The sequence below is a fragment of the Leucobacter sp. USHLN153 genome, assembly GCF_037145615.1.
GTDB lineage: Bacteria > Actinomycetota > Actinomycetes > Actinomycetales > Microbacteriaceae > Leucobacter.
In genome coordinates this window covers 312,699-331,329 of the sequence record NZ_JBBCXE010000001.1, presented here as the reverse complement: position 1 = coordinate 331,329, position 18,631 = coordinate 312,699, and the positions used below count along the sequence as shown (strand labels likewise).

The window sequence follows — 18,631 nt, the reverse complement described above, 5'->3', positions numbered from 1 at the left end:
TTCTCTCGCTCGGTAGGGATGGAAGCTCACGCCGCGCGCGGAGCCTCCGCGCGCGAGGCGACCTCGGCGAGGTAGCGCTCGCTGCCCTCGGGGTTCAGGAAGTAGTCGCCGTAATCGACCGGATCGACGAAGCCGTTGGCGAAACGGTGCGCGATCTCGGGGTACTGCGCGGCTGCACCGAGCAGCTGCAGCACGTGCGGGGGTGGCGGCATGAGCAGTGCGTTGGTCCAGTCGACAGTCGGCTTGATGCGCGCCCAGAAGCGCTCGAAGGTGTTCTGCTGGAAGGCGCGATCGTACGGCAGGTTCTCGTGGTCGAGGATCGCGTCGAGGTAGGCCTGTGCGCACTTCGAGGCGTTGTTCGAGCCCTGGCCGGTGATCGGGTCGTTGAGCACGACGACGTCGGCCATGCCGAGCACCGTGCGGCCCGACGGGAGCTGCATGACGGGCTGGCGTACCGTGGGTGCGAAACGGCCCTGCAGCACGCCGAGGTCGTCGGTGAGGCTCGCGTTCTCAGCCCGCTCCGCTTCCCACGGCAGGTAGGTCTGAAGGAAGTCGATCGACGCGTCGAAGTGCTCCTCGGGCGTCAGGCCCTGCCAGCGGTCGAGCGGGCCGCCGGGTACACCCTCGAACACGAAGATGTGGCACGGCCCGGTGATCGTCTCAGCGGGGAAGACGAAGAACTCGCCGACCCCGGGAATGAGGTTGAACGCGACGCGTGAGAAGTCGGGCGAGGGCTCGAGGTCGTTCACGTACGTCAGTGCGAGCGCGCGCTGAGGTTCGGCGTAGGTGCTGCGCGCGTCATCCCTGACGAATGCGCGGGCGATCTCGCCCTTGCCCGCGGCGACGATCACGAGCTCGGAGTCGTCAGAGTAGCGTTCGAGCGCCGCGATGTCGGCCTCTTCGTACACGACCTCACCACCACGCTGCACGAACAGCTCGATGAGCGCGGGGAACTTGATGCGCTGGTCGATCGCGTACGCCGGCGCATCGAGGCGGCCCGCCCAGCTGAAGAGCTGCTCGCCCGGCTGCTCGGGGTGCGGCACGGTGAACCCGATGCCCTCGACCGGGGGAGCGTCGGGCCAGAGGTTGATGCCGACAGCGCGCTCGTACTCGAGCGACTTCGAGAACATGCACTGGCTCGACGCTACGCGGCCGGCGCGGATCTGCTCGGGCGTCCGGTCGGAGATGAGGCGCACCTGGTAGCCGTGCAGGAGGAGGCCGAGGCCGAGCTGCAGGCCGGACTGACCGGCGCCGACGATGGTGATACGACGTTGTGACATGAGAAGGCCTTTCGAAGAGCGGTGAGGGGAGGGAACGAATCAGGGGGCGAGGAGCGGAATCGCCGGGCTCTGCCGCTCCGGGCCGAGTGCCGAGTACCCGCCGTCAACGGCGTAGTCGGCGGCGGTAACGAAGCTCGCGGCATCCGAGGCGAGGAACGCGACGACCTGCCCGACCTCCTCCGGTCGGCCCAGGCGGCCTCGGATATGGAAGTCGGACGCCACCCGGTCAGCGTGGTCGAGGTTGCCCTCGGAGACCCCCTCGATCACGTTCGACCAGGTCCAACCCGGGCTCACGGAGTTCACGCGGATCCCGTCGGGCGCGTAGTCGAGCGCCTGCAGCCGCGTGAGTTGCAGCAATGCCGCCTTGCTCACGGGGTACACCCACCGACCGGTCTGCGCGATCCCGGAAGAGATCGAGGTGAAATTCACGATGCTGCCGTGACCGCTGCGCGCGAGAAGCGGCCGCGCCTCGGCGGAGACCCGCGCCGCGCTCACAACGTTGACGTTCAGCCCCGCGAGCCAGTCGGCGCGCGACGTTTCCGCGCCCTCGTCGAGGTACGTAGCCGCGAGGTTCACGACGATGTCGAGCCCGCCGTGGCGCTCGCCGATCCCCGCGATGAGGGCGGCCACGGCGTCGTCGTCCGTGATGTCGCTGCGCTGCGAGTCCACCTCGCTCGGCAGCGCGGCCAACCCGGCATCGTCGATGTCCGCGACGACCACGGTCGCCCCGGCGTCGCGCAGGACGTCGATGACGCCGCGACCGATTTTGGTGGCACCTCCGGTGACGAGTGCGACACGGTCGGTGAGTTCGTGCATGAACTGCTCCTGTTCTCCAGTGAACGGCGACCGTGGAAAGCCGGCCGCGGCATCGTTATGCTTGGCTCCATCACAGCGGAGGAGCGCAAGGGTGCGCTATCCAGTGGGCGCAGACCCTATCCGCTTGACGAAGTTCTCCAACGAAGGGGAGTGAGATGGGCGCACCGATGCGTGCCGCGCTGCCGCGTGGTGCCGACGTGCTCTCGCAGCGTCCGGCCGCTCGCGCCGACACGGTCGAGGAGGCGCACGCGACCGTTTCGCGAGTGTTCTGCGAGCACCGCCTCGCGCCGCTCGAGCGAGGCGAGGTGCGGATGACCCTGCGGTCCGCGCACGATTCCGGCGTCGGAATCGACCTGCTCGACTACGGCGAAGCGGTGAGCATCAACGTGCCCAGGGGGCTCGAGAGCTTCCACCTCGTGCAGATCCCGCTGCGCGGTCGCGCCACCCTCGAGGCCGGGCATGCGTTCGTCGACTCGTCGCCCAGCGTGGCAACGGTCCCGCCGCTCGATCGTGACTTCCGCATGCGGTGGGACGCCGGTGCGCCGACGCTCATTCTGTATGCGGATCGCGAGCGGCTGCAGGCGGTCGCCCACGCGATGTACGGGGTCGATGCGGATCGGCTGGAGCTCGCGCTCCAGCTTAGGCTCGATACGCGCGAGGGGAGCGACTTCGTGCGCGCGCTCGTCGAGCACCATGAGGTACTGGAGCGTCACACCAGTGACGGCACCTACGCGCGTCGGCTCAGCGCAGAACTGCTCCTCACCCGACTGCTCACGGCGGTCGAGAACTCAGTGAGTCGCTCGCTCGGTGTCTGGTCGGCGGCCCCTGAAACGTCCGCGGCGCACCCCGACCACCTCGTGAAGCGATTCGAAGCGGCGCTCGAGGAGGGAGTGGCGCAGGGCGTCGGCGTCGTCGAACTCGCGCAGCAGCTCGGGGTGCCGCTCCGCACCCTGCAGAGCCACGTCCGCGCCGCGCGGGAGACGACACCCACGGCGCTGTTGCGAGACGCGCAACTCCGGCGCGCGCGCGAGTTGCTCGAGGCGGCGGATCCGCTGCGCGACACCGTCACCGCTATTGCCCAGCGTGCCGGGTTCTCCCATCTGGGGCGGTTCTCGATCGAGTATCGGAGGCGCTTCGGCGAGACACCGGGCGAGACGCTCAAGCGATGAACCTCCGATGAGCGATACGGTGCTGGAATGAGCGGCACTCTGAACTCAGTCACGAAGGCGCTTGAGGTGGTGCACCTCCTCCGCGATCGTGGGCCGATGCGCATCTCCGAAATCGCCGCGGAGCTCGGTGTCGCCGTGTCGACCGCGCACCGACTTGTCGCGACGCTCCGTGAGCAGCGTTTCGTGCGGCAGGAGGCCGACGGCAAGCGCTACGAGTTGGGCCCCGCGATGCTGTTCACGTCGACGGTGTCGGCGCTCGAGCACTGCGTGGAGGTGAGCCGCCCGGTCATGGAGGCGCTGCAGCGCTCAACGGAGGAGACCGTGCATCTCTCCGTGCTCCGGGGGAGACGCTGCCTGTTCGCGGCGTCCGTGGAATCGCAGCGGCTGGTGCGGGTGACGAGTCGCGTGGGGCAGGGGCCGGCCGCGCACACGGCCGCGGGCGGGAAAGTGCTGCTCGCCGCGCTCTCGGCGGACCAGGTGCGAGAGGTGCTGCTGCGCGAGCCCCTCGAAACCCCCACCGCGTCGTCGATCGGGGATCCCGACCGCCTCTGGGACGAGTTGGACGCGGTAGCGCGCGCCGGCTTCGCGCGGAACCGCGGAGAGTCCGAGCAAGATATGTACGCGCTCGCCGTCCCGGTGCGGCGCCCGAGCGGCGAGGTCATCAGCAGCCTCACGATCGCCGCACCGCTCTCGCGCATGGGCGCGCTCGCCGCGGGAACCGAGCTCTCGGCGGGTGAGGCCAAGCTGCTCGCCCAGTTGCGGGCGGCGGCCGGGCGCATCGAGGCGCATCTGGCGTATTGACGGCGGGGCGGATCGCGCTGCGCCGATCCGCCCCCACTTGACCCGCGGCCTGCGCGCGCTCACTCCCGCACTTTTCCCGCTATACGGAAAATGCGATCACGAGTTTCCTTCTGCAGGTACCTTCAAAGTACGCAACCTCGCTTCCACCGGCGGACGCGAGGTGGAAGCCAAGGAAGGATCCACACATGTCAGAAGAACTCGATCCCAAGGGTCGCCCGTTCAAGCGCATCAGCGTGCAGCGCCGCGACGAGCTGCCCCTCGCGCCCGGCCAGACGAGCAAGGCAAAGCGCTACTCGGGCGTCTCCGTTGAGAACACCGACGTTGTCGACCTCTGGTTCGGCCGCGTGCACACGGGCGTCGGTGAGCACTCCGATCCGCACCACCACGGCGAGGCCGAGACCGGTGGCTTCGTCTACCAGGGCCGCGGGTACATCCGCTTCGGTGAGCGCTACGAGGAGATCATCTACTTCGAGGAGGGCGACTTCGTTTACGTGCCGCCCTTCGTGCCGCACATCGAGGGCAACGTGAGTCGCTCCCAGGAGCTCATCTGGCTCACGACTCGCAACCCCGACAACATCGTCGTGAACCTCACCGACCAGGATGTCGCCGACATCGAGCTCGAGTACCGCGACTGATCGCTCGCCGTCAGTAGTAGATCCGCCGTCATCAGTACACACCCTCCGCGAGTGGTGCTGTTGGCGGCGGATTTGCTGTTGCAGGAGGCGAGACGCCGCGGCCGGACAGAGGCCGACGCGTCGCGCAGCTCCCCGAAAAGTGAAAAGGGTGACTCGGCAATCGCCGGGCCACCCTTTTTCGTGCGGTGTTTAGTCGCTGCCGCGCAGGATCGCGAGAATGCGCAGAATCTCCACGTACAGCCAGATCAGCGTCACCATCAGACCGAAGGCCGCCGACCAAGCCCACTTCTCAGGGACGCGATTGCGCACGCCGTTCTGAATCAGCTCGAAATCCATCACGAGCGAGTAGGCCGCGAGCAGCACCGCGAGCGCGCCGATCGCGAGCCCGAGCCAGCCATTGCGCAGCCCCCACGGATCCTGATTCACACCGGTGAGCATCAGCACGACGTTCACGACCGAGAACGCGAGGTACCCGAAGATCGCAACCATGAAGATCTTGTTGAGCTTGGGGCTCGTGCGCACCTTGCCGCTGCGGAAGAGGAGCAGCGTCACCCCGAACACGGCGAGCGTGCCGATGATCGCCTGCGAGACGATGCCCGACCACTGCGCCTCGAAGATGCCCGAGATGCCGCCGAGGAAGATGCCCTGGGCGACCGCGTAGAGCACGATGAGCGGCACGCTCGGCTGCTTCTTGAAGGAGTTCACGAGACCGAGCACGAGCCCGACGATCGCCGCGGGGAAGGCAAGGGCGGGCATGAACCAGCCGACTGCACCGAAGGCGAGCACGATCACGAAGAGCAGCACGGTCTTCGAGATGGTGTTCTCGTAGGTCATCGGACGCTCGGAGGGCGCGACAGCGGGGGGCTGCTGCCCACCGAATCCGGCCTCCGTGGCGGGCGTATCGATGCCCGGGCGCTGCATCTGCGCAGCGGGTTGTTCGTAAATGCGCCGCAGCTCCTCAGCGGTAAGCGTCTTACCGTTGAGGGCGGGGTTGTTACTAAGAGCCGGATTGCTCATGCGTCGGAATCCTTTCCAGGCGTATGGGACACCCTTAGTTTATGGAGTGCGCGCTTCGGATCGGCTGTGACTTCTGCGCCCCGATCGACCGCGCTTCCCGCGACGGCCGTAGGCTGAGCGATATGGTTACGCAGCCGAGGCCGCTCGTCATCGGACACCGAGGTGCCCCGGGGTATCGGCCCGAGCACACGGCCTCGGCGTACCGCCTCGCCTGCGCGGCCGGAGTCGACCTCGTCGAGCCCGACATCGTGGCGACTCGCGATGGGGTGCTGGTGGTGCGGCACGAGAACGAGATCTCGGGTACGACCGACGTGGCGGATCGTCCGGAGTTCGAGCACCTGCGCGCGACGAAGTGGGTCGATGGCGTGCAGGTTAGCGGGTGGTTCACGGAGGATTTCACCTGGGAGGAAATCGCGACCCTGCGCTGCCGTGAGCGGTTGCCCGCGCTGCGACCCGAGAACGTTGCGTTCGACGGACGCGAGGGGATCCTGCGTCTGCGCGATGTCTGCGCGATCGTAGACGAACAGAGCGCGGAGCTGGGCCGCGACATCGGCCTCGTCGTCGAGATCAAGCACGCGCGCTACTTCGCGGACCGCGGTTTCGATCTCGCCGCGCTCGCCATGCAGGAACTCGCGGAGGCGGGCTGGGCGGATCGACCGGAGCGGCTGGTCATCGAGTCCTTCGAGCTGGGAGCGCTGCATCGGCTGCGCGAGGCCGGTGTGCGCGCCGAACTCGTCTTTCTCGCCGAGCACCTCGGCGCGCCGGCGGACGAGCCGCTTTCGGGCGCGGCGGCCCGGGACTACGCGTGGTACCGCAGCGACGCGGGTCTCGAGCTCCTCGCGGGTCGAGTCGGCGGCATCAGCGTCTCGAAGATCGACCTGCTGCGGTGCGACGCGAAGGGCCGTGCGGTCGGACCGACCGATCTCGTCGCCCGGGCGCACGCTCGAGGGCTCCGCGCGTTCACGTGGACACTCAGGCCCGAGAACCGCTTCCTGAGCGCGCGGTTCCGTTCAGATCGCGACCCTGCGGCCTGGGGCGACTGGGAGGCCGAGTTCGCGATGATCCTCGCGTCGGGCGTCGACGGCGTCTTCGTGGACCACCCGGAGCTGGGGCTCGCGGCTCGCGACGGCAGTGACGCCCGCGGCCTTACTCCTCCGGCGGGATCCGGGGCGAGCGCTCTCCGACCAGATTCGCGTGCATGAGCTCTTGGAGCTCGAAGCTGCGGTAGCCGCGGTCGAGCAGAAAGCCGAGCTTCGCCGTCGCTGATTCGACGGAGAGATCGCCGCCGTCGATCACACCGGCGGCGTCGAGCTCGCGCGCGACCGCGTATCGGTCGAGATTGACGCCTCCCGTCGTGCACTGCGTGATCGCGACCACGGGAATCGCCTCGCACATCTCGCGCAGGGTGCCGAGCATCCCCGGCCGAGCCATAGGCGCGTTGCCGCTGCCGTAGCACTCGAGTACGAGCGCATCCGGGCCGCCGCCGACGGCCGCGCGCAGGTCACGCGCTGTGACCGCGGGCACGAAGCGGAAGCTGAGCACTCGGGCCGGAGTGAGCGACTGCTCGTCGCTCGTCGAGGCCTCGGGCAGGATCGACGTGCCCATCGCGTAGGGCGAGAGGGGGAGTTCGGCTCGGAACGCCGTGAGCGACACGCTGTCGTACTTCGTCGCGCGCACGGCGGGCAGAATCTCGCCGCCGAATGCGATCGCCGCGGGGGCGCCGGGTGCAGCTTTGACCGCTGCGCGGATCGCGAGGGTGAGATTGTCGATGGCGTCGGTGTCGGGGGTGCCGTGGGGAAGCTGGCTCCCGGTGAGCACGACGGGAACGCCGAGGTCGGCGAGCTCGAAAGCGAGGCGCGCGCCGGTGTAGGCGAGCGTGTCGGTGCCGTGGGTGATGACGACGCCGCGGGGGCGCTGCGTGCGCACGCGGGCGCGGATCGCGCGGGCGATTTTCGGGGCGGTCTCGGCATCGGCGTTGGCGCTGTCGATCGCGGGGGAGAGGTGATTGACCCGGTGGTCGATGCCGAGCGGGCGGCAGATGCGTTCGACCAGAGACTCGAGCACGCTGGCGAAGTCGGGGTCCGGGGCGAGGCCGGCCTCGGTGCGACGCATGCCGATCGTGCCCCCGGTGGCGAAGATCAGCACGGAGGGGCGAGCGGAAGCAGACATGCCTCCTATTCTGGTGGATTGTGGAGACTCCTGTGGACTTCCGGTGAGCGCAATGAATGTCGGAGGCGGATCGTAGACTGATCCGTACGATGAGCGACTTCGAACTTCTCGACCCTTCCGGGCTTTCCATCGGCCAGCCAACGGGTGGTGCGGACCCCCTGATCGATGGTCTGAACCCTGCGCAGGCGCGAGCGGTGACGGCGCGCGGCCCGGCGCTGCTCATCGTGGCGGGCGCGGGTTCGGGCAAGACCCGGGTGCTCACGCATCGCATCGCGCACTTGATTCGCGAGAAGGAGGCGTGGCCGAGCCAGATCCTCGCGATCACCTTCACGAACAAGGCTGCGGCCGAGATGCGGGAGCGCATCGAGGGGCTGCTCGGAGACGCCTCGCAGGGAATGTGGATCTCGACGTTCCACTCCGCGTGCGTCCGCATTCTGCGGCGCGAGGCCGAGCGCTTTGGCTACGTGTCGGGCTTCACGATCTACGATTCGGCCGACTCGCGCGCGCTGCTGAAGCGCATCATCAAGGAGCTGGATGCCGATACCTACGGGTTCACTCCCGCGAACGCGGGCGCGAAGATCTCGCGTCTGAAGAACGAGCTCTCGGACGCGGACGCGTTCGCGGGCACGATGAACGAGAACGACCCGCGGGACCGGCTGTTCGTCGAGATCTTCAAGATGTACGAGCAAGAGTTGCGTCGCGCGAACGCGTTCGACTTCGACGACCTCATCGGGCAGACGGTGCACCTCTTCCGCGCGCACCCCGACGTCGCGGCGATCTATCAGCGGCGGTTCCGGCACATTCTCGTGGACGAGTACCAGGACACGAACCACGCGCAGTACTCCCTGATTCGCGAGCTCACGCGCCCGGTCGAGCCCGAGGAGGTCGAGCGGTTGATGCCTCCGGCCCGAGCGCGAGAGCTCGACGCGAGCGGCCGGATCGCGCCGGCGAGCTTGACGGTCGTGGGTGACTCGGACCAGTCGATCTACGCCTTCCGAGGCGCCGACATCCGCAACATCGTCGAGTTCGAGCGCGACTTCAGCGGTGCTGAGGTGGTGAAACTCGAGCAGAACTACCGGTCGACGCAGAACATTCTGTCGGCCGCGAACGCGGTCATCGGCAATAACTTCGACCGCCAGGAGAAGCGGCTGTGGACCTCGGAGGGCGACGGCGAGCGGATCGTCGGCTTCACCGGCTACTCGCAGCACGACGAGGCACGTTTCGTCGCGGAAGAGATCGAGGATCTGCACCGTGCGGGGCTCGCCTACAGCGATGTCGCGGTGTTCTACCGCACGAACTCTCAGACGCGCGCCCTCGAGGAGCTGCTGATCCGCTCCGCGATCCCGTACCGGGTGCTCGGCGGAACGAAGTTCTACGAGCGCGCCGAGGTGAAGGACGCGATGGCGTACCTCACGAGCATCGCGAACCCCTTCGATCCGATCGCGTGGTCGCGGCTGCTCGGCGCCCCGAAGCGCGGCATCGGCCCGATGGCGGAGGCGCACCTCGCGAACTTCCAGGAGGCGCAGGGGCTGACGTTCCACGAGGCGATGCTGCGCGCGAACGAGGTCAGCGCGCTCGGGCCGAAGCTGCGCGGCACCGTGCGGGAGCTCGGCGAGCTGCTCGCCCGTGCGGCGCGGATGGCGGCGGGAGGCGGATCCACTGACATCGCCGATGAGGCCGCGGTGCCGGCCCCCGTGGGCGACGTGCTGAAGCTGATCCTGGACGAAACCGAGATGATCGAGAAGCTTCGGGCGAAGCGCGACCCGCAAGACGACGCACGTGCCGAGAACCTCGAGGAGCTCCTGGCGGTGGCGCGGGAATTCGATGTGAAGCAGCCGGGCGCGGGGCTCCTGGCGTTCCTCACCGAGGTGAGCCTGGTCGCTGCGGCCGATGACCTCGATGACTCGAGCGGCACGGTGTCGCTCATGACCATGCACACCGCGAAGGGCCTCGAGTTCAAGGCGGTCTTCATCACGGGCGTCGAGGAAGGCCTGCTGCCGCACCAGATGTCGGTCGACGAGGTCGGGGGCATCAGCGAAGAGCGCCGCCTCATGTACGTCGGGATCACGCGGGCACGGGAGCGGCTCTACCTCACGCTGGCATCGACCCGAGCGACCTTCGGTGACGTGTCCGTGGCGATGCCGTCACGCTTCCTGCAGGAGATTCCCGAGGGACTCATCGACTGGCGGCAGTCGCCCGGCGAGGTCACGGGGCGGGGCGGCACGGCGTCGCGCGCGCTCAACGCGCCGCGGAGCCAGAGCGGATCCTGGTCGCGCAGTCGCACCGATTCTTCGGTGTCGTTCGCAGGCGGGGGCTCCGGCTCGTCATCGGGCTCGGCCGCCGTGAGCGAGCCCGCGAGCGGCAACATGCAGTCGGCGCTCGACAAGTGGCGCGAGCGGAAGCGACTCGCGAAGGAGGCGCAGGCGGCCGGGGGAGGCTTCCCCAATCTCGTCGGTGGCTCTGTTCGCGACAACGGGGATCTCGAGCTCGCCACGGGCGACCGCATTCAGCACGATGAGTACGGCGAGGGTCGTGTCACCGGCGTCACGGGTGAGGGCACGAAGCGGATCGCGCACGTCGTCTTCGACTCCGTGGGGGAGCGCAAGCTCCTCGTGAAGCTCGCGCCGATCTCGAAGATCGAGGCCTGAGGGCCGAGCGCGAGCTCGACCGCGGAGGTCGACCGTCAGCCAGACGGCTCAGCGGAGCGCGGTCTCAGCCGATCACGGCGCGGAAATCGTCGAGGGCGGCGATAAACTCGCTCTCGTCGGCGTCGACATCACCCGTCCCTGCAGCCCATACCGCAATCTGGGCCGTAACTGCGCCGTTGACGAGCGATACCGCGAACATCGCCTCCCGCTCGGGCGATTCGAGCTTCGCGTGCTCCGGCCGCGCCCTGAGCCACGCGATAGCGACGGCATTCAACTGGTAGCTCGATTGCAAGAGCGACGCGAGAGCGAGCCGGCCGGCCTCGGGCTGCTCGCCGATGAGCCGAATGCGTTCACGTGCAACCTCGGCGTTCACGCGGCGATGCCCAATTGCGGCGAAGAGGAGCCGGAAGAGACCGAGCGGCAGGTTGTCGGGGCTGCTGTCGAGCACGGCAAAGGCGGCCTCGTGATCCGCGATCTCGATGGCCCTCCCGACGATGGCGTCATCCCGAGACCCGAAGTAGTTGAAGAACGTGCTGCGAGAGATGTCCGCGCGCTCGCAGATAGCGTCGACCGTGACCTCGCTCACGCCGAGATCGAGCGCCAGTGAAACCGCCGCGGATTCGATCGCGTTCTCAGTGCGGCGGCGCTTGCGGGCACGGAGGCCCTCAGGCTGCAGGTTCTCGGTGATGGTCACGTGTTGGCTCTCCCGATGCACCGGCGGGGGCGGCTCCCCGGTGGGCACGCCAGCGATGCAATGCATCGAGTGTAGTGAGCATCGCTGGGAAATAAAGTGCGACGCAGCCGGGTGGCGAAATGTTCTGAACGAGTCGCGCAGAAGTCTCGGAAAAGGTCGCGCGCCCCTGTAGCCTGAGTTCTGGGCAGTCGAAATCGGGGGATTTGCGGCGACGGCAAAGGGAGGGGCGGCCCATGTCCTCGTTGCGTTTGCTCTTGCGGCGTCAAGACGCGCATTCGTGGTTGCTGGCCTCGGCTGGCTTGCTCCTCGCGGCGACACTGATCGTCGATCTTCTGCTCCATCAGCACATGCAGCAACGCTGGTTGATCTGGACGTTGCTCGTGATCGCTCTCATCGGGAGCGCGATCTCGTTCGCAGCCGGACGCCGCGTGCCCCGCGCACTCGGGATCTTCGGAGTGGTGCTCTTCTTCGGGGCGCACGCGTACTTCTTGAGCCTTGCTGATGATCCGCAGTCGGTCGTCTCCTCGCTCCAACAGCTCCCCATCGTCGCCCTGTATCTCGGATGGTTCGTGCGCCCGCTGCTCGCGGTCCCCATCGCGCTCGCTGGCGTGCTGACGTTCTGTGCGGTCATGCTGTCGAACCCGCTCTTTTGGCCTGGCGGGCTCATCGGGTTCCCGGTCGCGGTGAACGGCCTGCTCGGTCTTGTTCTCTGCTACGCGGCGGGGTTGTATCTGTGGCGTCGAGCAGTGAGAAACGAGTCGGTTGATCCGCTCACGGGAGCCCTGACACGCGCACGTTTCGAGGAGCGCGCACTGCACTGCGCGCGCCGCGCGCGAGCGCCCCTCAGTATCGTCGCCATCGATTTCGATGGTCTGAAGCGGATGAACGACGAGCGTGGTCATGCCGCCGGTGACGAGGCGCTCGAAAGCACGGTCGCGGTGTGGCTTCGTGAGATGCGCGCGGGTGACGCGGTGGGCAGGATCGGCGGCGACGAGTTCGCGCTCCTCCTTCCCGGCACTGACTCGGCGAGCGCCGCACGCATCGCGGAGCGCTTGCTGGAGGTGTCTCCGCACCGCTGGTCCTGGGGCGCCACGCAGTACGAGTCAGGCGAAGACATTGCCCAGTTCTGGAAGCGCGCGGACCGACTCCTCTACGAGCACAAACGCAAGCAACGGTCACGAGATGGATAGGCGTCGCGTACCGGCGAGTCTCGCCGACACGTTCAGAGAGGCGTGGTCACGTGCCGCCCGCTGGCAGAGCCCGTTCAGTTGCGTGAGCGCGGTGCTACCGGCGGCCCTCGCCCTCGTCGTGCTCTCCGATCTTCTCGCCGGCCACGAGGACCTTGATCGCGTGCTTCTCACCTGGCATCTGGTGAGCCTCGCGGTCTCCGTCCTCATTCCGCTGTGCGTCGGGCGACGGTATCCTCGTTGGGCTGGTGCCGTGACGCTCGCGTTCATCGAGACGTGGTCCACCTACTTGATGCTGAATTCCACCCACGCCCATGCGGAGATCAACGCGCTGCTGCATCAGCCGTTCGTGGCGCTGTACCTCGGATGGTTCTTCCAGTCCCGGGTGGGCACCACGCTCATGGCCGTCGGTGTCGGGCGCCTGCTGGTCGTGCTCTGGGTCAACCCGGATATGGGAAAGGGCGTCGTCGACCCGAATCTCATCGTGGCGTACGCGATCCTCGTCTCTCTGTTCTGCTTCTTCGGAGCGCGCCTCGTGCGGCGCCAGCTCCAGCGCCACGCCGAAACCGATTCCCTCACGCAGGCGCTGAATCGTCGCGGACTCGCAGCGCTCGAACAGAACGTGCGGAGGCGAGCGGAGCGAGCCGGGGAGCCGGTCTCGGTGGCGATGATTGACTTCGACGACTTCAAGAGACTCAATGATCTCGGGGGCCACGCTGCCGGCGACGCCGCGCTCTCATCCGCAGTGCAGCTGTGGCGGGCGATGGCTGCCGTGCGGGGGAGCTCGGGGCGATCGGGCGGCCTCGTCGCGCGGCTCGGCGGCGACGAGTTCGCGGTGGTGCTGCGCACCGATGCCGCGACAGCGGATCGCCTGCTGCGTGAGACGCGAGCCGCCTCGGATGCGGCGTGGTCGTGGGGGATCTCAGAGGCGCTGCCCGGGGAGCCACTCGAAATGGCGCTCTCCCGTGCTGACGCGACGTTGATCCGCATCAAAGTGGCACGCGGTCAGGGGCCTGCCGCGAGCCGGTGATAGGCTCTAGGACGGTCGACTTACCTCGACATCGAGACACTTTTCTGCCTCGGATCACCCTGACTCCCCAAGACAAAGGACAGTACGTGGATCTGTACGAGTACCAGGCACGAGACCTATTCGAACGATACGAGGTGCCGGTACTCGCCGGTATCGTCGCCGATACACCCGAAGAGGTGCGCGCGGCCGCTGAGAAGCTCGGTGGCGTTGTCGTGGTGAAGGCCCAGGTGAAGACCGGCGGCCGCGGAAAGGCCGGCGGCGTCAAGGTCGCGAAGAACCCGGATGAGGCGTTCGCAGCGGCGCAGTCGATTCTCGGGCTCGACATCAAGGGACACACGGTGAAGCGCGTCATGGTTGCCGCCGGCGCCGACATCGCGCAGGAGTTCTACTTCTCGGTGCTGCTCGATCGAGCGAACCGTTCGTACCTCTCGCTCGCTTCAGTCGAGGGCGGCATGGAGATCGAGCAGCTCGCAGTCGAGAAGCCCGAGGCTCTGGCGCGCGTGACCGTCGACCCGATCGTCGGCATCGACGCGGCAAAGGCGGAGGAGATCGCTCGTGAAGCGAAGTTCCCGGAAGAGCTGATCAGCAAGGTCGTTCCCGTCTTCCAGAAGCTGTACGACGTCTACACGGGCGAGGACGCGACGCTTGTCGAGGTCAATCCGCTCGTGCTCACGGGCGCCGGTGACATCATCGCACTCGACGGCAAGGTCTCGCTCGACGAGAACGCTGAGTTCCGTCAGCCGCAGCACGCGGATCTGGCCGACAAGTCGGCTGAGGATCCGCTCGAGGCCAAGGCCAAGGCGCAGGATCTCAACTACGTGAAGCTCGACGGAGAGGTCGGAGTCATCGGCAACGGTGCTGGCCTCGTCATGTCGACGCTCGACGTCGTGGCCTACGCCGGTGAGAACCACGGGGGCGTGAAGCCCGCGAACTTCCTCGACATCGGTGGCGGAGCCTCTGCAGAGGTCATGGCTGCGGGGCTCGACGTGATCCTCGGCGATCCGCAGGTGAAGTCGGTCTTTGTGAACGTGTTCGGCGGTATCACCGCGTGCGACGCGGTCGCCAACGGCATCGTGGGCGCGCTGGAGAAGCTCGGCAAGGCTGCGAACAAGCCGCTCGTCGTGCGCCTGGACGGCAATAACGTCGAGGAGGGGCGCCGAATTCTGAACGAGGCGGCGCACCCGCTCGTGACGCTGGCCGCAACGATGGACGAGGGCGCCGACAAGGCCGCCGAGCTCGCCAACGCACGCTGATCCGAGACGAAAGACTGTAGGAGTAGAACCATGTCGATCTTCCTGAACAAGGATTCCAAGGTCATCGTCCAGGGCATCACCGGCGGCGAGGGCACCAAGCACACCGCGCGCATGCTCGCGGCCGGCACCAACATCGTGGGCGGCGTCAACGCTCGCAAGGCGGGCACGACGGTGTCGCACACCGATGCATCAGGGGCCTCGGTCGAGCTCCCCGTGTTCGCGTCGGTCGCGGAGGCGATGGAGCAGACCGGCGCCGACGTGTCGGTCGCGTTCGTGCCGCCGGCCTTCACGAAGGACGCCGCCATCGAGGCGATCGATGCGGGCATCGGCCTGCTCGTGATCATCACGGAGGGCGTGCCGGTCAAGGACTCGGCTGAGCTCTGGGCGCACGCGCAGGCGACGGGCAACAAGACGCGGATCATCGGGCCGAACTGCCCCGGCATCATCACGCCGGGCGAGGCGCTCGCGGGCATCACCCCGGCAACGATCACGGGCAAGGGACCGATCGGCCTCGTGTCGAAGTCGGGCACCCTCACCTACCAGATGATGTACGAGCTGCGTGATCTCGGCTTCTCGACCGCTATCGGCATCGGCGGCGACCCGGTCATCGGCACGACGCACATCGACGCGCTCGCGGCGTTCGAGGCCGACCCCGAGACGAAGGCGATCGTCATGATCGGCGAGATCGGCGGCGACGCCGAGGAGCGCGCGGCCGACTACATCAAGGCGAACGTGACGAAGCCCGTCGTGGGCTATGTCGCCGGCTTCACCGCGCCCGAGGGCAAGACGATGGGTCACGCGGGCGCGATCGTCTCCGGCTCGGCCGGCACCGCGCAGGCGAAGAAGGAGGCCCTCGAGGCCGCCGGCGTCAAGGTCGGCAAGACGCCGACTGAGACGGCGGAACTTCTGAGGACGGCGTTCGCAGCACTGTAAACGCGTCAGCGTTTACGCGCGAACCCGTGCCGGCGCTACAGCGCCGGACGTTCGCCGCGCTCTGAATGAGGCCCGCGGGGGAGACCCTTCGACGCAGGAATGGCCGGTTGCCCACAGGGTGACCGGCCATTCGGCGTTTTCGGGCGCCGCGCAGGGCTGCTCAGCCGATGGCCTCCCGTAAACTGGTGAGGTTGCGTGCGTAGGCGCGCTCCCGCGCGCCCGATCCGGCCGCGACCGCACGAAAGGACCACCGTGACCCGTCGCATGACCCGCACGCTCTCCGCTGTCGCAGCCGCCACGGCAGCACTCGCCATTTCGCTCACCGGCTGCGCCTCGCAGTCGGGCGGCTCCGATAACGCCGCGGGCGGCGAAGCGCTGCGTATGGGCACGCAGCCCTGGCTGGGATACGGCCAGTGGTATGTCGCCGAAGATCAGGGATTCTTCGACGATCGGGGCGTCGACGTCGAGCTTTCGAGCTTCAACGCCGACGCCGACGTGAACGCTGCGCTCGCGGCGAAGCGCCTCGATCTCGCGAACGTGGGCGCGCAGGCCGCGCTGCAGTTCATCGAGGAGGGCGTCGACGTCTCGATCGTGCTGATGCTCGACTCGGCGACCGAGGCCGATGCGATCCTGAGCACCTCCGGCATCGACGACGCCGCAGGCCTCAAGGGGAAATCGGTGGCGTTCGAGAAGGGCGCGACGAGCGAGATTCTCTTGGCTGAGGCGCTCGACGAGGCGGGTCTCACCTTCGACGATATCGACGTGGTCGAGTCCTCGGCCGATAAGGTGGCGCCGATGCTGCTCGCGGGTCGCGTCGACGCCGGCGTCACGTACGAGCCGTACGTGAGCGAGGCGCTGACCTCGGACAAGGGTGCGACGACGGTCGCGACCGCGGGCGAGTTCCCCGGTCTGATCACCGACGTGCTCGTGGTGCGCAACGACGTGCTCGAGGAGCGCCCCGACGAGGTGCGCGAGGTGCTCGGCGCCTGGGATGACGCGGTCGCGTACTACGAGTCCGACACCGACGCGGCTCGGGAGATCATCGCGGCGGGCGTCGGTTCCGAGGTGTCCGACCTCGAGACCGCGTTCGACGGGGTGCACTACTACTCGCTGGCGGAAAACCGCGAAGAGCTGACCGGCGCCTACGCCGAGGAGACGCTTCCCGCGCTCGTCTCGGTAGCGGAGCGGATCGGCCTCATCACGAAGAGCGTGGACGCGGAAACGGCGATCCGCCCCGAATTCATCGAGGAGTAGCCCGCCGCATGCCTCGCTCTCGCCTGGAGACCGCCGCGTCGGCAGCGCCCGTAGCGCCCGCGACATCCGTAACTCCGCGCCGCCGGCGCTCGCGCATCGGTCGTACGCTCGGCCGCCCGGCATATGTCGGCATCGCGGCCGCGACGTTCGTCGTGCTCATCGCGGTGTGGTGGCTGGTCGGCGCGCTCGAGCTCACGGACCCCTCGTTCCTGCCAGGGCCGGGTGCCGTGCTGAGCGCGCTCGGTGAGCAGGCGGCGAACGGCGAGCTCTGGGCCGACATCGGGGTGAGTTCGTTCCGCATCCTGATGGGCTTCGCGATCGCGACCGTCATGGCGATCCCGATCGGCACGCTGATGGGCGTGAACGCGCGCGTCGAGGCGGCGCTCGAACCGCTGATGGACTTCATCCGCTACATGCCCGTCGTGGCCTTCGTGCCGCTCACGATCGTGTGGGTCGGTATCGATGAGAACCAGAAGTTCCTCATCATCTGGATGGGCACGTTCTTCCAACAGGTGCTCATGGTGGCGGATGCCGTGCGTCGCACGCCGCGCACGCTGGTCAGCCTCGGGGAGACGCTCGGCCTGAGCTGGGTGCAGCTGCTCGTCCGGATCGTCGTGCCGTCCGCGATGCCGCGTATCTGGGACGCGCTGCGCATCACGCTCGGCTGGGCGTGGACCTGGCTCGTCGTCGCAGAGCTCGTGGCGGCGTCGAGCGGCATGGGCTATCGCATCACGGTCGCGCAGCGGTTCTTCGAGACCGATCTCATCATCGGGTACGTCTTCGTGCTCGGCGTGCTGGGCCTGATCCTCGACCAGGTGATGCGGGCCGCGGGGCGCCGCATGTTCGCGTATCAGGAGGGCCGCTCGTGAACGATTCCCTTGCCACGCATGGCGCGGCTGCGAACGGTGCGGCTGGGGCGGGTGCGAGCTCGGCGGCGGACGCGGCCCCCAAGCTGCGCGCCACCGGCGTCAGTAAGCGCTTCGGCGAGGTCACGGCGCTCGAGGGGGTCGATCTCGCGGTCTCCGAGAATGAGTTCGTGTCGATCGTCGGGGCCTCGGGGTGCGGGAAGTCGACCCTGCTGTCGCTCATCGCCGGCCTCGAAGAGCCGACGTCCGGAAGTCTCGAAGTCTCCGGTGCGCCCATCACCGGGCCGGGCCGGGACCGCGGTGTCGTCTTTCAGCAGGCGACGCTTATGCCCTGGCTCACTGTGCAGCAGAACGTCGAGTTCGCGCTGCGGGGCGAGCGCGGTCTGAGCGCGGGTGACCGGGCGGATCGGGCGCGCGAGTTTCTGGGGCTCGTCGGTCTGGGCGGCTTCGAGCGCTCCTACCCCGCGCAGCTCTCCGGCGGAATGCAGCAGCGCGTCGCCCTCGCGCGATCGCTGTGCTACGGCCCCGACATCCTCCTCATGGACGAGCCGTTCGGCGCGCTCGATGCGCTGACCCGCCGCACGATGCAGGAGCTGCTGCTCGAGGTGTGGGAGCGGCATCGGCTCACCGTGCTGCTCGTGACCCACGACATCGGGGAGGCGGTGGTGACGAGCGACCGGGTCGTGGTCATGAGCCCGCGCCCGGGTCGTGTGCAGCGGATCGTCGACGTACCGATCGCGCGCCCGCGCACGCTCGCCTCGGAGCGCACCACGGTCTTCCAAGACCTGCATGATGAGGTGCTCGAACTGATCCACGGCACCGCGTAGCGCCGTGCGCGCGCTGACCGCTCCCGCAGCGCGCGCCGCGGAGTAGCCCCTC

General features: G+C 67.9%; 17 protein-coding genes. 12 read left to right on the top strand and 5 right to left on the bottom strand.

Annotation, left to right across the window (positions count from 1 at the left end):
* Positions 1–26: 26 nt before the first annotated feature.
* The gene (locus tag WFH00_RS01480; protein ID WP_336658805.1) at positions 27–1,280 is read right to left on the bottom strand and encodes a styrene monooxygenase/indole monooxygenase family protein; all 1,254 of its coding nucleotides are present in this window, start codon (positions 1,278–1,280) and stop codon (positions 27–29) included.
* 39 nt (positions 1,281–1,319) lie between these two features.
* On the bottom strand, positions 1,320–2,096 hold the full coding sequence (locus WFH00_RS01475) for an SDR family oxidoreductase (protein WP_336658804.1): 777 nt from the start codon (positions 2,094–2,096) through the stop codon (positions 1,320–1,322).
* 155 nt (positions 2,097–2,251) lie between these two features.
* Between WFH00_RS01475 and WFH00_RS01470 the strand changes: the two genes are divergently transcribed.
* The 3 genes from WFH00_RS01470 (at position 2,252) to WFH00_RS01460 (ending at position 4,701) form a co-directional block, all read left to right on the top strand.
* Positions 2,252–3,265, top strand: coding sequence for an AraC family transcriptional regulator (locus WFH00_RS01470; RefSeq protein WP_336658803.1), 1,014 nt, complete (start codon positions 2,252–2,254; stop codon positions 3,263–3,265).
* A 27-nt stretch (positions 3,266–3,292) separates the two neighbouring features.
* On the top strand, positions 3,293–4,066 hold the full coding sequence (locus tag WFH00_RS01465) for an IclR family transcriptional regulator (RefSeq protein ID WP_336658801.1): 774 nt from the start codon (positions 3,293–3,295) through the stop codon (positions 4,064–4,066).
* A gap of 185 nt (positions 4,067–4,251) precedes the next feature.
* Positions 4,252–4,701, top strand: coding sequence for a cupin domain-containing protein (locus WFH00_RS01460; RefSeq protein WP_336658799.1), 450 nt, complete (start codon positions 4,252–4,254; stop codon positions 4,699–4,701).
* Between the two features lie 189 nt (positions 4,702–4,890).
* Here WFH00_RS01460 and WFH00_RS01455 read toward each other — a convergent pair whose 3' ends face one another.
* Entirely contained in the window at positions 4,891–5,718 is an 828-nt protein-coding gene (locus WFH00_RS01455; protein WP_336658797.1) for a Bax inhibitor-1/YccA family protein, read from the bottom strand.
* Positions 5,719–5,840: 122 nt separating this feature from the next.
* On the opposite strand from WFH00_RS01455, the gene WFH00_RS01450 reads away from it, so the two are divergent.
* On the top strand, positions 5,841–6,920 hold the full coding sequence (locus WFH00_RS01450; RefSeq protein ID WP_336658795.1) for a glycerophosphodiester phosphodiesterase family protein: 1,080 nt from the start codon (positions 5,841–5,843) through the stop codon (positions 6,918–6,920).
* Here the strand turns inward: WFH00_RS01450 and WFH00_RS01445 are convergent.
* Positions 6,865–7,887, bottom strand: coding sequence for an asparaginase domain-containing protein (locus tag WFH00_RS01445; protein WP_336658793.1), 1,023 nt, complete (start codon positions 7,885–7,887; stop codon positions 6,865–6,867). The two genes, WFH00_RS01450 and WFH00_RS01445, sit on opposite strands and share 56 nt — an antisense overlap.
* An 89-nt stretch (positions 7,888–7,976) precedes the next feature.
* On the opposite strand from WFH00_RS01445, the gene WFH00_RS01440 reads away from it, so the two are divergent.
* A complete protein-coding gene (locus WFH00_RS01440; RefSeq protein ID WP_336658792.1) occupies positions 7,977–10,535 on the top strand; it encodes an ATP-dependent helicase in 2,559 nt (852 codons plus the stop codon).
* Positions 10,536–10,599: 64 nt separating this feature from the next.
* On the opposite strand, the gene WFH00_RS01435 is transcribed toward WFH00_RS01440, so the two are convergent.
* Entirely contained in the window at positions 10,600–11,229 is a 630-nt protein-coding gene (locus WFH00_RS01435; RefSeq protein ID WP_336658790.1) for a TetR/AcrR family transcriptional regulator, read from the bottom strand.
* 233 nt (positions 11,230–11,462) lie between these two features.
* Between WFH00_RS01435 and WFH00_RS01430 the strand changes: the two genes are divergently transcribed.
* From WFH00_RS01430 to WFH00_RS01400, 7 genes are all read left to right on the top strand, one after another.
* Complete coding sequence (locus tag WFH00_RS01430; protein WP_336658788.1) at positions 11,463–12,419, top strand: GGDEF domain-containing protein; 957 nt, start codon at positions 11,463–11,465, stop codon at positions 12,417–12,419.
* 82 nt (positions 12,420–12,501) lie between these two features.
* Complete coding sequence (locus tag WFH00_RS01425; RefSeq protein WP_336658786.1) at positions 12,502–13,446, top strand: GGDEF domain-containing protein; 945 nt, start codon at positions 12,502–12,504, stop codon at positions 13,444–13,446.
* Between the two features lie 86 nt (positions 13,447–13,532).
* Positions 13,533–14,699 carry an ADP-forming succinate--CoA ligase subunit beta gene (gene sucC / locus WFH00_RS01420; protein ID WP_336658784.1) on the top strand — a complete coding sequence of 389 codons (1,167 nt, stop codon included), beginning with the start codon at positions 13,533–13,535 and terminating at the stop codon, positions 14,697–14,699.
* A gap of 30 nt (positions 14,700–14,729) precedes the next feature.
* Entirely contained in the window at positions 14,730–15,632 is a 903-nt protein-coding gene (gene sucD, locus WFH00_RS01415) for a succinate--CoA ligase subunit alpha (protein WP_336658782.1), read from the top strand.
* Positions 15,633–15,884: 252 nt separating this feature from the next.
* Positions 15,885–16,886 carry an aliphatic sulfonate ABC transporter substrate-binding protein gene (locus tag WFH00_RS01410; protein ID WP_336658780.1) on the top strand — a complete coding sequence of 334 codons (1,002 nt, stop codon included), beginning with the start codon at positions 15,885–15,887 and terminating at the stop codon, positions 16,884–16,886.
* Positions 16,887–16,894: 8 nt separating this feature from the next.
* On the top strand, positions 16,895–17,755 hold the full coding sequence (locus WFH00_RS01405; RefSeq protein ID WP_336658779.1) for an ABC transporter permease: 861 nt from the start codon (positions 16,895–16,897) through the stop codon (positions 17,753–17,755).
* Entirely contained in the window at positions 17,752–18,579 is an 828-nt protein-coding gene (locus WFH00_RS01400) for an ABC transporter ATP-binding protein (protein WP_336658778.1), read from the top strand. The genes WFH00_RS01405 and WFH00_RS01400 overlap by 4 nt, the downstream gene beginning before the upstream one ends.
* Positions 18,580–18,631 lie beyond the last annotated feature (52 nt).